At 73.4% G+C, this 13,232-nt stretch carries 14 protein-coding genes; 6 read left to right on the top strand and 8 right to left on the bottom strand.

Features of this window, described 5'->3' with window-relative positions; all coding sequences use genetic code 11:
- Positions 1-2: 2 nt before the first annotated feature.
- The 4 genes from ACIRSS_RS04690 to ACIRSS_RS04675 are packed head-to-tail and all read right to left on the bottom strand — an operon-like array spanning position 3 to position 3,844.
- Positions 3-548 carry a DUF6328 family protein gene (locus tag ACIRSS_RS04690; protein ID WP_400890494.1) on the bottom strand — a complete coding sequence of 182 codons (546 nt, stop codon included), beginning with the start codon at positions 546-548 and terminating at the stop codon, positions 3-5.
- A 34-nt stretch (positions 549-582) separates the two neighbouring features.
- Positions 583-1,557 carry an NAD(+)/NADH kinase gene (locus tag ACIRSS_RS04685; protein ID WP_400890493.1) on the bottom strand — a complete coding sequence of 325 codons (975 nt, stop codon included), beginning with the start codon at positions 1,555-1,557 and terminating at the stop codon, positions 583-585.
- Positions 1,558-1,601: 44 nt separating this feature from the next.
- On the bottom strand, positions 1,602-2,801 hold the full coding sequence (locus ACIRSS_RS04680) for an FAD-dependent monooxygenase (RefSeq protein WP_400890491.1): 1,200 nt from the start codon (positions 2,799-2,801) through the stop codon (positions 1,602-1,604).
- 59 nt (positions 2,802-2,860) lie between these two features.
- On the bottom strand, positions 2,861-3,844 hold the full coding sequence (locus ACIRSS_RS04675) for an Lrp/AsnC family transcriptional regulator (RefSeq protein ID WP_400890489.1): 984 nt from the start codon (positions 3,842-3,844) through the stop codon (positions 2,861-2,863).
- Positions 3,845-3,968: 124 nt separating this feature from the next.
- Between ACIRSS_RS04675 and ACIRSS_RS04670 the strand changes: the two genes are divergently transcribed.
- Entirely contained in the window at positions 3,969-4,805 is an 837-nt protein-coding gene (locus ACIRSS_RS04670) for an NAD(P)H-binding protein (RefSeq protein WP_400890487.1), read from the top strand.
- On the top strand, positions 4,802-5,239 hold the full coding sequence (locus ACIRSS_RS04665) for a DUF6640 family protein (protein WP_400890485.1): 438 nt from the start codon (positions 4,802-4,804) through the stop codon (positions 5,237-5,239). Before ACIRSS_RS04670 ends, ACIRSS_RS04665 begins: the two co-directional genes overlap by 4 nt.
- A gap of 9 nt (positions 5,240-5,248) precedes the next feature.
- Here ACIRSS_RS04665 and ACIRSS_RS04660 read toward each other — a convergent pair whose 3' ends face one another.
- A complete protein-coding gene (locus ACIRSS_RS04660; protein ID WP_400890483.1) occupies positions 5,249-5,707 on the bottom strand; it encodes a DUF1707 domain-containing protein in 459 nt (152 codons plus the stop codon).
- Positions 5,708-5,867: 160 nt separating this feature from the next.
- Between ACIRSS_RS04660 and ACIRSS_RS04655 the strand changes: the two genes are divergently transcribed.
- The 4 genes from ACIRSS_RS04655 (at position 5,868) to ACIRSS_RS04640 (ending at position 10,798) form a co-directional block, all read left to right on the top strand.
- Positions 5,868-6,563 (top strand): response regulator transcription factor, encoded by a 696-nt coding sequence (locus ACIRSS_RS04655; protein ID WP_400890481.1) that lies wholly within the window; start codon positions 5,868-5,870, stop codon positions 6,561-6,563.
- Positions 6,560-7,945 carry an ATP-binding protein gene (locus ACIRSS_RS04650; protein WP_400890480.1) on the top strand — a complete coding sequence of 462 codons (1,386 nt, stop codon included), beginning with the start codon at positions 6,560-6,562 and terminating at the stop codon, positions 7,943-7,945. Before ACIRSS_RS04655 ends, ACIRSS_RS04650 begins: the two co-directional genes overlap by 4 nt.
- 56 nt (positions 7,946-8,001) lie before the next feature.
- Complete coding sequence (locus tag ACIRSS_RS04645; RefSeq protein WP_400890478.1) at positions 8,002-8,676, top strand: DUF998 domain-containing protein; 675 nt, start codon at positions 8,002-8,004, stop codon at positions 8,674-8,676.
- 139 nt (positions 8,677-8,815) lie between these two features.
- Entirely contained in the window at positions 8,816-10,798 is a 1,983-nt protein-coding gene (locus tag ACIRSS_RS04640; RefSeq protein WP_400890476.1) for a glycosyltransferase family 4 protein, read from the top strand.
- 18 nt (positions 10,799-10,816) lie between these two features.
- Here the strand turns inward: ACIRSS_RS04640 and ACIRSS_RS04635 are convergent, their stop codons facing one another.
- Genes ACIRSS_RS04635 through ACIRSS_RS04625 form a run of 3 tightly spaced genes read right to left on the bottom strand, consistent with a single transcriptional unit; the run spans position 10,817 to position 13,135 of the window.
- Positions 10,817-11,191 (bottom strand): SgcJ/EcaC family oxidoreductase, encoded by a 375-nt coding sequence (locus ACIRSS_RS04635; protein ID WP_400890474.1) that lies wholly within the window; start codon positions 11,189-11,191, stop codon positions 10,817-10,819.
- Positions 11,188-11,631, bottom strand: coding sequence for a cupin domain-containing protein (locus ACIRSS_RS04630; protein ID WP_400890472.1), 444 nt, complete (start codon positions 11,629-11,631; stop codon positions 11,188-11,190). Before ACIRSS_RS04630 ends, ACIRSS_RS04635 begins: the two co-directional genes overlap by 4 nt.
- 13 nt (positions 11,632-11,644) lie before the next feature.
- On the bottom strand, positions 11,645-13,135 hold the full coding sequence (locus tag ACIRSS_RS04625; protein ID WP_400890470.1) for a flavin-containing monooxygenase: 1,491 nt from the start codon (positions 13,133-13,135) through the stop codon (positions 11,645-11,647).
- Between the last annotated feature and the right edge of the window lie 97 nt (positions 13,136-13,232).

Genomic DNA, 13,232 nt, shown 5'->3' with positions numbered 1-13,232 from the left:
CGTTAGCGGGAGTGGCGGATCCGGCTCCACAGCGGCACGACGAACCACCACAGGGCGAACCAGCCCAGCGCACCGGCGGTGAACCACCCGGCGAGCGCGGGCCCGAGCGTGACGCTGAGGATCAGCAGCAGCGCGGAGCCGATGGAGAGCATCAGCAGCGTCAGCCCGTACAGGGCGAACCGGCTGGAGGCGTGCACGAGCTGCTGCTTGAGCCGCCGCTGGAACACCAGCCGGTGGAACGCGGCCGGCGCGATCAGCAACGCGGTGGCGGCGGCCCCGAGCACGAGCGCGGCCACGTAGACGCGCCGTTCGAACTCGGTCAGCGTCGCGAAGCGCGGCGTGAAGGCGACGGTGAGCAGGAACGCGAGCAGCAGCTGCACCCCGGTCTGCGCCACCCGCACTTCCTGCAGTATCTCGGCGTAGTTCCGGTCGAGCCGCTGGGTCGGGGTTTCGCGGCGCGCCGCGAAGTTCCACTGGTCGTGGGCATCCGGAGCCTCGCCGAGCGGCAGCCGGTCCGGGTGGGTCTTCTCGATCCCGTTCACCTTCATGCCGCAACGGTGCCGCGATCGCGGACGCGAGACATCAGTCGATCAGAGGATCTCGGAAGCCGGGTTCAGCCGGCAGCTGCCGGCGTTTCCGGAGCCGGGCCAAGTCCTCCCGCACCTCCGCGGGCAGCAGCTCGGCCATCTGCTCCGGCCGCAGCGGCAGGTCGAGGAGGCTGAGCTTGACGCGGCTGCGCTGGGCGTGCCGGCCCGGATCCAGGCGCACGACCTGGGCCGCGTCCGGGCGCAGGGTCGCCGTCAGCGGGGTGGCCGGCTCCAGGGGCCGCCACGCGTTGCCGTCGACGCGCAGCATCGGCGGCGCGCTGCCGGCCACTCCGCGCAGCGTGACGACGTCACGAGCCGGCAGCACTATCGAGCGGCTGACGCCCGACATCGACGCGACCGGCGTCACCGCCAGCACCTCCGCCGCCGGGGAGATCACCGGCCCGCCGGCCGCGTAGTTGTAGGCGGTCGAACCGGTCGGCGTGCTCAGGATCAGCGCGTCGCAGCGGTAGTACCCGAACTGCGTCCCGTCGACCAGCAGGTCGACCTCCACCGTCGCGCCGGGCTCGGCCCCGCCGACGACGACGTCGTTGAACGCGACCACGGCCGCGTCGCCCGCCGCCAGCGCGACGCAGCTGTGCGGTTCGACCTCGAAGTCCCCCGCCTGCAGCCGGTCGAGCGCCCCGGCGAGCTCCGCCGGGGTGATCTCGACCAGGAACCCGACGTTGCCGTAGTTCACCCCGAGCACCGGCACCGGCCGGTCCACGGCCAGCCGCAGCGCGCCCAGCATCGTCCCGTCCCCGCCGAGGCTGACGATGGCGTCGACCCCGGCCGCGAACGCGGCGTCGGACACCACCGCCACGCCGGCCCCGACCTGCGCGGCATCGGTTTCCCGCGCCACGAGCTCGACCCCGTGGCGCGCGGCGTGGGAGACGAGCACTTCGACGGAGTCGCGCACCGGCTTGCGGGGGTGCGCCACCACGCCGACTCGGGTGATCTCGGAGTCCGGCACCCGATCATTCTGGCCGCCCGGACGTGCGCGGCGCGACCGCGGGCCTACGAAGTGATCGAGGCCCCCGAGTCCGGCGCCTCCGCGTAGTCCGGCAGCTCGACACCGTTGAGCGCGCGCTCGACCAGGTCGGTGAGCGCCGCCATGTCGGGCTCCGGGGCCGGCTCGGCGTCCGGGTCGGGGATGCCCCGCATCTTCGCGTGCAGCCGGCCGATCTCCTGGTTCGCCTCGACGAACGGACGCATCCGCTCTTCGTACGCGGCGAACGCCACCGCCGGGTCCCACCCGGCGACGGCCAGCTCCCCGGCCAGCAGGTAGGCGCCGACCAGCGCCAGCCCGGTGCCCTGCCCGGACAGCGGCGACGAGCTGAACGCCGCGTCCCCGAGCAGCGCCACCCGGCCGTCCGACCAGCGGTCCAAAACGACCTGGGCGACCTGGTCGAGGTAGAAGTCGGGGCTGTCGTCCAGGTGCTCGAGCAGCTGCGGCGTCAGCCAGCCCAGACCGGCCACCCGCTCGCGCAGCAGGCGCTTCTGCCCTTCGACGTCGCGGTAGTCGACGGCGAAGTCGGGCGAGACGAAGGAGAACATGGCCATCGCGCGGGTGGCGTCCCCGATCGGCCGCAACATCGCCGAGCGCCCGGGTTCCTGGTGCTCGAGCACGTGGCGGTCGAGCCCGAACTCGTTGGGCACGCTGTAGAAGGCCAGCACGTGCCCGAGGTGCCGGACGCACTCGTCGTGCGGCCCGAAGACCATCCCTCGCAGCGCGGAGTGCAGCCCGTCCGCCCCGACCACCAGGTCGAAGCGCCGCCGGTCGCCGCTCGCGAAGACCACGTCGACGCCGTCGGCGTCCTGGGTGAGCTCGGCGATCCGGTCGTCGAAGACGTACTCGACACCGTCGCGCGTGTCGTCGTAGAGCACCTGCGACAGGTCCCCGCGCAGGATTTCGATCTCCGAGATGTAGCCGTCGCCGCCGTCGTCCTCGGCGCTGAAGGTCTCCAGCACGGTCCCGTCCGCGGCCACGGTGTGCGCGCCCGCGGTTTCGGTGCGAGCCGCGCGCACGGCCGCGTCCAGCCCCATCCGCCGGATGACTTCCCTGGTCACCCCGCGCGCGTCCACCGCCTGCCCACCGGGGCGCAGCCCGGGCGCCCGCTCCACGACGGTGACCTCGGCCCCCCGCCGGCGCAGCCAGTGGGCCAGCGCGGGCCCCGCGATGCTCGCCCCGGCCACCAGCACCTTGACTCCGGTCACTTGCGTCCCCCTGCTCATCGGTCCGGATCAGTGCCCGGATCGTATAGCGGTCGACGGCTTCAGCCGGCGGTTCCGGCGAACAGGCGGCCGCCGGCGATGAGGGAACCCGCCTGTTTCAGCGGCCGGACCCGGACGCTGACCTCGTACCCCTCGATGGCCCGCAGCTTCGCGATGCGCGTGGTCAGGTACCGGTAGAGACCGTCGGAATCCCGGCAGATCACGACGGCCATCAGGTTGTCCGGTCCGCTGACCGCGAGCGTCACGGCGACTTCGTCGTGCCGCGCGAGCTCCTCCCCGACCTCCTCCAGGTGCCGTGGGGCGACGCGGATCCACACGGTCGCGTGGGAGTGGTAGCCGAGCCGTTCGGGCAGCAGGTCGACGTCGTAGTACAGCGTGCCGGAGGACTCCAGGACCTCCAGGCGCCGCGCCACCCGGGTCTGGGTCCACCCCGTCTCGCGGGCGAGCCGCGAGTGGGCGGCCCGGCCGTCCCGGGCCAGCATCGCCAGCAGCGGCGCGTCCTCCGCGGCCGGCTCGACGGGCGGCCCGGTGACCGGCGGGAGCTCGGCGCGCAGGGCCTGCTCCTGCTCCGGGGTCAGGCGGCCGTCGTAGCCGGTCCAGTCCGAGGTGCCGGGCGGCCCGAACCGGTGCAGCAGCAGGTCGATCCGCACCCCGAGGACGGACACGGACTTCGGCAGCCGCTGCAGCAGGACGTCGGTGCCGGCGCCGGCCCGGACCAGGCACATGACCTCCGCGCCGCCGGAGGTGACGTGGGCGAACGAGACGTCGGAGCGCCGGGCGAGCGCGTCGGCGACGGCGTCGACGCGGTCGGGGCGGCACCGGATCCGGGCCACCCACTCGTCGTGGCGCCGCGAGGCCGGCGCGACCCGCCCGAGCACCCGCAGCACGCCGTCCCGGCGCAGCGCCTGGTAGCGGCGGGCGACCGTCTGCTCGGACACCCCGATCAGCTGCGCCAGGCGCCGGAAGGTGACCCGCGGATGGCACTGCAGTGCGTGGAGGACTTGCGTGTCGATCCGGTCGACCATGGAGGAATGGTCGCACGGTCGAGATCTATTTGGCGATAAATCGCGGTTTCCAGCTTCTTGATGGATGCGACGAGCCGTGGCCGCGCATGCTGGCCGAAGACACCTCGGACAAGGAGAAACCCTCGTGACGACCCTCGTGATCGGCGCCCGCGGGAGCATCGGGCGCCACGTCCTGGACCAACTGCGCGACGCGGGCGAGCCGGTCCGCGCCTCGGTGCGCGACCCCGCCGCGGCCGGGCTGCCGGGCGGCGTCCCGGTGGTCGCCGCCGACCTCGCCGCACCGGAGACGCTGCGGGCCGCGCTGGCCGGCGTGCGTCAGGTGTTCTTGTACGCCACCGCGGAAGGAACGGCGGCCTTCGCCGAAGCGGCGCTCGCGGCCGGGGTCGAGCACGTGGTGCTCCTGTCGTCCGGCAGTGTGCTGCTGCCGTCCGCCCGCGGGAACGCGGTGACCGAGCACCACCGCGGCATCGAGCGGATCTTCGGGACGTCCGGGCTGAAGTGGACGCCGATCCGGCCGCTGGTGCTGGCGAACAACGCGCTCGGCTGGGCGCGTCCGGTCCGCGAGACCGGCATCGTCCGACTGCTGCACGCCGACGCGGTCACCGCGCCGATCCACGAGCGCGACATCGCCGCGGTCGCGGTCGCGGCGCTGCTCGACCCCGGCACCGACGGCGTGACCGACCTGCTGACCGGCGGCGTGCTGATTTCCCAACGGCGTCAAGTCGAACTCCTCGCCGAGGCCGCCGGGCGGCCCATCCGGGTCGAGGAGCTCACGCCCGCCCAAGCCCAGCAGCACTTCGAGCGCTTCCAGCCGCCCGAGGTCGCGAAGTCGATCGTCCAGTTCATCACCGCTTCGGCGCGCGGCGAGTCACCGGCAACCTCGACGGCGCACCGGGTTCTGGGCCGCGAGCCGCGGTCGTTCGCGCAGTGGGCGGCCGAGCACGCCGGGGCGTTCGCATGAGCACGCGCGTCAGCACGGGCAAGGTCCTGCTCACGCTCAGCGCGGTGTGGTCGGCGTGCGGCTCGTACCGCTTCGACTGGAACGAAACCCACATCCACAACCCGGACTGGCCGCCGCACGCCAAGTTCCACAACGCGCAGACGATGAGCACGGGCGCGGTCCTCGGCGCGGCCGCGACGTACTTGCTGTGGGTCCGCCGCGGCCCGTGGACGAAGGCGCGCCTGCAGGTGGCAACAGCGGCGGCGTCGGTCTACTGGGTCACGCAGCTGTCGGCCACGCTGTACCCGGGCACGGCGTTGTTCGACCGGGCCCGCCCGGCCACCGGGGAAACCGAGCCACCTCGCTGGCGTGGACCGCAGACAGTGGTGGCCGGCGCGGCCTTGGCGGTCAACACGCTGTCGTACGCCCTCGAACGCCGCCAGCTCGGTTCGTGAGGCCGGCGGTCAGCCGCCGTGGGCGTGTTCGAAGGCCTCGCCCGGGTCGTGGCCTTCGAAGCCGTCCGGCCCGAAACCGTGCACGGCGCTCAGGACGATCGCCGCGGTGACGAAGAGTCCGATGAGGACGGTGGCGATGACCAGCAGCCGGCGGCGGCCGGGCGTGGGTTCCGGCGTCCGGCCGCGCAGCACGGCGAACTCCGCGGCGAGCGCCGCGCCCGCGGCGGCGAGGATCTGCCGCCACCCCACGGGGGAGCGCTGCTCCGGGGCGGGCAGGTCGGCGGTCACCGCGGCCAGTTCGTGCCGGTAGCGCAGCTCTTCCACCCGGCCCAGGCGCTCCTCGACCTCGGCCATCGTCAGCCGGCCTTCCCCGGCCGCGGCGCAGAGGGCGGCCCGGACCTGCTCACGTTCCGCATCCGAGCAGCGGATCCCTTCGGGCGCAGCGGTTCCCGGCGCGTTCTCGGTCATGATGTCCTCCTCCGCTTCGAAATGGACCCTCCCGAGGCTAACCGCGGAAAACCGGAACGGGCCGCCGCGATCGTTAATCTTCGATGAGAGTTCGGCTGCCCGGCGAGAACCTCAACTACAGTTACCGTGTGTCATCAGCAGCGGGACGAAGGGACGCCGGGTGCACTTGGTGATCGTCGACGACGAGACGGCCGTGCAGGACTCGCTGTCGCGCACGCTGCGGTTCGAGGGCTACACGGTCGCCACCGCGGGCGACGGCGCCGCCGGGCTCACCATGATCCGCGACGAGAACCCCGACGGCGTGCTGCTCGACGTCACGATGCCGGTGCTCGGCGGCCTCGAGGTGTGCCGGGTGCTGCGCGCGGAAGGCAACACCGTGCCGGTCCTCATGCTGACCGCGCGGACCGCCGTCACCGACCGGGTCGCCGGCCTCGACGCGGGCGCCGACGACTACCTCGTCAAGCCGTTCGCCCTGCAGGAACTGCTGGCCCGGGTCCGCGCGCTGCTGCGCCGCACCGAGTACCACGTCCCGCCCGCGCCGGCCGCGCCCGCGGTGCTGCGGTTCGCCGACGTCACCCTCGACCCGGCCACCCGCGAGGTCTTCCGCGGCGACCGCGCGCTGCACCTGACCCGCACCGAGTTCGCGATGCTCGAAACGTTCCTCCGCCACCCCCGGATCGTGCTCACCCGCTCGGTGATGTTCGAGAACGTCTGGGGCTACGACTTCGGGGCCGCGTCCAACGGGCTCGACGTCTACGTCAGCTACCTGCGCCGCAAGCTGGAGGCCGACGGCCGGTCCCGCCTGCTGCACACGGTGCGCGGCGTCGGCTACGTGCTGCGCGAGGAGCCGCTGTGAGGCGGCCCCGCTGGAAGACGCTGTCCCTGCGCGCCCGGCTCGGCGTCCTGGTGGCCGCCGCGGTCGCGCTCACCGTGGTGACGGTCTCGGCGATCTCCTGGGGCATCACCCGGGCCGACCTCTACGACCAGTTCGACGCCCGGCTGCAGTCCTACACCCAGCTCGCCGCGAAAGCCGCCACGCCGGAGGAAGCCCTCTCGACCCTGATCGCCACCACCGCCAAGCCCGGGCCCGACCGGCACAACGGCCTGACCGTCCAGTTCGACTCGGCCGCCGGCACGGTCATCGGAACCGCGGGCGCGATCCCGCGGCTCCCGCTCCCGCCGCCGGAAGCGCCGTACTCCGCCAGCCGGGCGGTCGACGTCCACCGCGACGAGGGCGACCGGTTCCGCATCTGGTCGGGTCCGCGGGCCGACGGGGGCACGGTCCAGGTCGCCCAGGACTCCGAAGACGTCGAGGACGCGCTGGGCCGGCTGGGTTTCTGGCTGCTCGTGGTGTCCGCCGCCGGGGTGCTCGGCGCCACGGTGGTCGGCCGGGCGGTCGCCCGCTCGGCACTCCAGCCTGTCGACGACCTCTCCTCCGCCGCCGAGAACGTGGCTCGCACGCAGGAGCTGTCGGCGGCGATCGACGTCACCGCGTCCGGCGAGATCGGGCGGCTGGCGACGTCGTTCAACGCGATGCTCTCCGCGCTGAGCCGCTCCCGCGACGAGCAGCGGCGGCTGGTCGAGGACGCCGGGCACGAGCTGCGGACGCCGTTGACGAGCCTGCGCAACAACATCGAGCTGCTGATCCACGCGGACGCGAACCCTCAGCGGCAGCTTTCGGCCGACGACCGCTCCCGGCTGCTGACCGACCTCGACACCCAGGCCGTCGAGCTGACGGCGTTGATCGGCGAGCTGGTCGAGCTGTCCACCGGGGAACGGCCGAGCGAAGCCGAGGAGCGCCTGGCCCTGGCCGACGTCGTCACCGCGGCCGTCGAACGCACCCGGTCGCGGTGGCCGAACGTCGTGTTCGAGGCCGAGCTGGCCGAGGCCGACGTGCTCGCCCGGCCGGCCGCGCTCGAGCGGGCGGTGCTGAACGTGCTCGACAACGCCGCCAAGTGGTCGCCGGCCGGGGGCAAGGTGCGGGTGACCATGTCGGTCGAGGGCGAGGCGGTGCGCGTCCGGGTCGACGACGAAGGTCCGGGCATCCCCGAGGCTGATCTGCCGCACGTGTTCGAGCGGTTCTACCGGGCCGACGCCGCCCGGGCGCTCCCGGGTTCGGGGCTGGGGCTGGCCATCGTCGAGCAGGTCGTCACCCAGCACGGCGGGCGGGCCACGGCCTCCCGGTCCGACGGCGGGGGCGCCCGGTTCGACCTCGTCTTCCCGCCGGCCGCTTCTTAAGGAAACCCCGCGCGATCTTCATCGAACTCTCATGGACGGTCAGCACTGTCTGAAGGGTGACGACACGGATCGCGCTCGCGCCGACGCTGACACTGGTCATGGCCGCGGTCGCGCAGGCGATCATCGCGGGGTTGACGTTCGGGTTCGCGGGCGACGTCAGCCCGTGGCGCGACCCGGTGAGCGACTACGCCTGGCACCGCGGCGGCCGGCCCCTGTTCACGGCGGCCATCCTGCTGCTGCTCGCCGCCGCGGCCGCGCTGGCGATCGCCGCGCGGCGGGCAGCTCTGCCGGTTAGCCCGCTGGTGAGCACGCTGTTCCTGCTGTGGGCGGCCGGGATGGCGGTGGTGCTGGTCTTCCGGAGCAACGTCAGCGCGGCGGAACCGACGGTGTCCGGCGAGATCCACCGCGCGGGCGGGGCGATGTTGTTCGCCAGCTTGCCGCTCGCGGCGTGGACGTTGAGCACACGGTTGCGCGCCGAGCCTCGCTGGTCAGGCGCGGCCCCGACCCTCCGGCGCGGCGCGCTGGCCGGAGTCGTGACGGCGGCCGCGTTCGGGACGGCGCAGGTGGTGGAGTGGCTTCCGGCCGGATTGCTCGAACGGGCGGCGCTGCTGGCGGAGTTCTTGATCGTGGCCACGATGGCGATCGCCTTGCGCCGCGCGGCGGGGGCGGTTGGTCCGGTCGAGGCGCCGATCGAAGCCGCGGTGGCCGAGTCTGGGCGGGCCGTCCGATGACCGCCATCGCCGCGCTGCTCGGCACGCCAAACGCAGCCGCAGTGGCCAAGCCCCGGCGGGGCCGCGCAATGACCGCCATCGCCGCGCTGTTCTGCACGCCGATCGAAACCCCAGTCGCCGAACCTCGGCGGGCCGTCCGATGACCGCCCTCGCCATCGCTTGCGCCCTCGTCGCTGCCGTGCTTTTCGCCGTCGCCGCTATCCGGCAGCATGCCGAAGTCACCGAGCTCGCCGTCGACGGCGCTCCCGGCCTGCGTGCCCTCGCCCGGCTGCTGCGCTCCCCCGGCTGGTGGGCCGGTACCGGCCTCGCGGTCGGCGGCAGTCTTCTCCACGTCGTCGCTCTCTCGCTGGCCCCGCTCCCGGTCGTCCAGCCGCTCGGGGTGTTCAGCCTGGTCCTGACCGTCCTTTTCGGACGGCGGGCCCGCGACCGCCGGGTCGTCACCGCGGTCGTGCTCGTCGTGGCGGGCATTGCCGGGTTCGTGGTCCTCTCGGCCTCGGCCACCCCCGCCACGACCATCAGCGCGGGGACGGCCGAAGTCGTTGCGGTGACCGGGTTCGCCGTCGCGGGGCTCGCCTGGTTCGCCCGGGCCGGGTGCGCCGCGCTCGCCGCCGCCGCGGCCGTCCTCTTCGGACTCGGCTCCTCGGTCGTGCACGCCGCCGCGTCGCAACCGCTCGTGACCGCGGTCCTCCTCGGTGGCCAGGCCCTGCTGCTGCTCGGCGCCGGTGGCGTGCTCCTGCACCGCGCCTACGCCGCCGGGTCCACCGCCGTCGTCGTCGGCACGACGACCGTGCTCGATCCGCTCACCGCCGTCGCCGTGGCCGCGCTGGCCTACGGCGAGGTTCCCCAGCCCGCGGCCGCGCTCGCCGCGGTCGTCGCTCTCGCCGGTGTGCGCGTGCTCGCCGGCGCCGTTCGGCACGTCCCACCGAAATCCGAGGAGAATCCCGTGCACCCGACCGGCCTTCGCGTTCTGATCGGCGCCGACACGTTCCCGCCCGACATCAACGGCGCCGCGTTCTTCGCCGAGCGCCTCGCCCGCGGCCTCGCCGGCCGCGGCCACGACGTCCACGTCGTCTGCCCCTCCGACGACGGCCCGGCCCGCACCGAGCCGCGCGACGGCTACACGATCCACCGGCTCCGCTCGCGCGCCATCCCCTTCCACGGCAACTACCGGTTCTGCACGCCCGGCGGCGCCCGGCCGGCGGTCGGCGAGATCCTGGACCGCGTCCGCCCGGACGTCGTCCACGTCCAAGCCCACTTCGGCGTCGGCCGCACCCTGCTCGAAGCCGCCGCCGAACGCGCTGTCCCCGGCATGGCCACCAACCACTTCATGCCGGACAACCTCCTCGGCTACACGCCGTTCCCCCGGCGCGTCAAGGACGCGCTCGCCCGCTGGGCCTGGAAGGACCTCGTGCGCGTCTACCGCGACGCCCGCATCATCACCACGCCGACCCCGCGCGCGGCCGAAGTCCTCGCGGGGATCGGCCTCGACCGGCCGGCCCAGGTCGTGTCGTGCGGCATCGACCTCGCCCACTACGCCGCACCGGCCCGCCCGGCCGACCGGCCGATGTCGGTCCTGTTCGTCGGCCGGCTCGACGCGGAGAAGAACATCGACCAGCTGCTGCGCGCCCTCGCGCCGCTGCCGCACGTCCGCGCCGACCTCGTCGGGGACGGCACCCGCCGCCGCGAGCTCGAAGACCTCGCCGCCGAGCTGGGCGTCGCCGGCCGCGTGACGTTCCACGGGTTCGTCCCCGACGCCGAGCTCGTGCACCGCTACGCCGCGGCCGACGTCTTCTGCATGCCGGGGACCGCCGAGCTGCAGAGCCTCGCCACGATGGAGGCCATGGCCGCGGGCCTCCCGGTCGTCGCCGCCGACGCGCTCGCCCTGCCCCACCTGGTCCACCACGGCGAAAACGGCTACCTGTTCACCCCGGGCGCGATCACGACGATCTCCCGGTGGCTCGCCGACCTGGCCGCCGACCCGGCCGCGCGCGCCCGCATGGGCGAGGCGTCCCGCACGATCATCGCCGGGCACGACATCGCCGGCGCGCTCGCGACTTTCGAGGCGCAATACCGGATCCTGGTCGGGCTCCCCGCGACGGCCACCGCCGACCAGGCGGCGTAACCGATCCGGGGCCGGCGTTCATACGTGGCGAGGCGCCAGCGCCGGGGTGAGGTCCAGGTGGACGCGGTAGTCGACGACTTGCTCGCCCGACAGCCAAATCACCGTCACACACGGCAGGGCCAGCGGCTTGCCCACCGGGGACTCCGTTTCGATCGTGAAGCGGCAGAACAGCTGGTCCTCCCCCACGAGCGCCACCTGGTCGACGACGTGCCGCACCCACGGCAGGGCCCCTGCCGCACCGGCCGTCGCCGCGGTGATCGCGGCGCGGCCGGTCAGCGGCTCGTCGTTGGCGAACACGTACGTCGCCTCCTCGGCGAACCACGACGCGAAGGCCGGCGCGTCCCCCGCGTCGACCGCCGCGCACATCTCGCGGACCATGCGTTCGTGGTTCACTTCTGCAGCGCCAAGCCGTAGCGGGTCATCACTTCCGCCACCAGCTCCATGTCGCGGCCCGGCGGCAGCTCGGACAGCTCGCGGTAGTAGTTCTCCAGCCCCGGCGGGGAAACCACCGCGATGACGCGCGTCTCCTCGTCGAACGGGTTGCGGAACACGTGCGGCACGCCGCGCGGCATCAGCAGCGAATCGCCCGGGCCGAGGACGTGCCGGACGCCGTCGAGCTCGACCTCGACGCGGCCCCGCACGCACGTGAACAGCTCGTCTTCGCGGCTGTGGATGTGGGTCGGCGGGCCGCCGAGGCCCGGCGGCACCACGTATTCGAACAGGGAGTACGCGCCTTTCGTGTCGGCGCCGGTGAGCCGGGCGTGGATGCCCAGCCCGATCGCGCCGAGGTTCGTTCCGTCGCCGGGGTGGATGACGCCGGTCGTGGTGTCCATTCGGGACTCCTTCCTACAGCGGGGCCGTGGCGGATTCGGGGGTCTTTTCCAGGCGCGCCAATACTTTCGGCGTCAGCGACCGGTACGCCGCCGGCGCGACCGGGTTCAGCCAGTGCGTGAAGCGGGTGAACCGGCCGAGCTGGACGCCGAGGTCGCCGAGCACCTCGTCGACGTTGTGGATGGAGAACGGGATGATCTTCGTGCCGCGGCAGTGGTGCGCGCCGGTCGCGACGTCCAGGAACGCCAGCTGCGCGACGACGTCTTCGCGCCGCGCGGCCTCGTCCGGCAGGGTCAGCGCCCCGTCGAGGTCGGCCGCGATCCACAGCGCCGCCATTTCGGCGTTGAGCGGGCTGAAGAACGACGAGTTGTAGCCGTTGAAGTACAGCCCCGGCACGCCGATCGGCTGGATCTGCCGGTACAGGAGGAAGTTCCGGCGCTCGTCGAACAGCCGCTCCTGCACGGCCGCCGGCAGGAACGGCACGCCCTGGGTGAACCCGGTCGCGCAGACGACCAGGTCGGCGGGCAGCGCGGTCCCGTCGGCCAGGTGCGCCACCGGGTGGCCGCCGTCGGCGGCGAGCCGGTCGATCACCTGGTCGCGGTGGACGCGGATCGAGCCGCCGGCCACGCCTTCGAAGAACCCCTCGGTGGCCAGGCCGATCGCGTTCTTGACGATGTCCTCCATCCGCCCGCGCGGCACCAGATCGTGCCGGGCGAGGCCGAACTGCCGCACCGACACCGACCCGATCGAGTTCAGCATCGCCCGCCGCAGCCGGTTTCCCGGGCCGTGCAAGAACTTCTCGAAGCCGCGCAGCCACCGGTAGCGGAACAGCGCCTCGCCCAGCCGCGTCAGCAGCAGCATCTTGAAGTTGAGGAACCCGGCGATCTTGCGCGGCACCTTCCACAGCAGCTGCCGGGCGACGACGTCGGTGCTCGCGGCGACACCGCTGATCGCGACCGTCACGTCGCAGGCGGACTTGCCGTAGCCGACGACGAGCACGTGCTTGCCCCGCGCGTCCTCGACGTCGTGGAAGTCCGAGCCGGCCAGCAGCCGCCCGCCGGCCGCCTCGAACTCCGCGCGGCCGGGGTAGTCCGGGAGCGCCGGCTCGCAGAACACGCCGTTCGCGACCACCACCCGGTCGAACCCCGCGGCCCCCTGCGCCGCGGTGGTCACCACCCACCGGCCGCCGTCGGGCACCACCGACGTCACCTCGGTGCCGAGCCGCAGGTGCGGCGTGACGCCGTACTCGTCGGCGTAGGCGGCGAGGTACTCCTGGATCTGCGCGCCCGTCGGCCATTCCGGGAACTCCCGCGGCATCGGGAAGTCCGAAAAGGAGTACTGCGCCTTCGGGCTCTGCGTGGTCAGCCCCGGGTAGCGGCGGGTCCGGCTCCACACCCCGCCGACGTCCGGGGCCTTGTCGAACACCTCGACGTCGTGGCCGGCCCGCAGCAGCACCTTGGCCGTCGTCAGCCCGGCGAGCCCGGCCCCGATGATCGCGACGCGCATGCTGCTCCTCCTCGTCGAGGCCTCCGGGCGGCGTGCCCGGCTCGGTGTGCGCCACAGCGTTCATCAGCGGACCGCCCCGGGCCAATCCGGAGTCCTA

The sequence above is a fragment of the Amycolatopsis sp. NPDC101161 genome, from assembly GCF_044768185.1.
GTDB lineage: Bacteria > Actinomycetota > Actinomycetes > Mycobacteriales > Pseudonocardiaceae > Amycolatopsis.
Note: the sequence above shows the minus strand (reverse complement) of the source record. Positions and strands in the feature narration are given on the sequence as shown.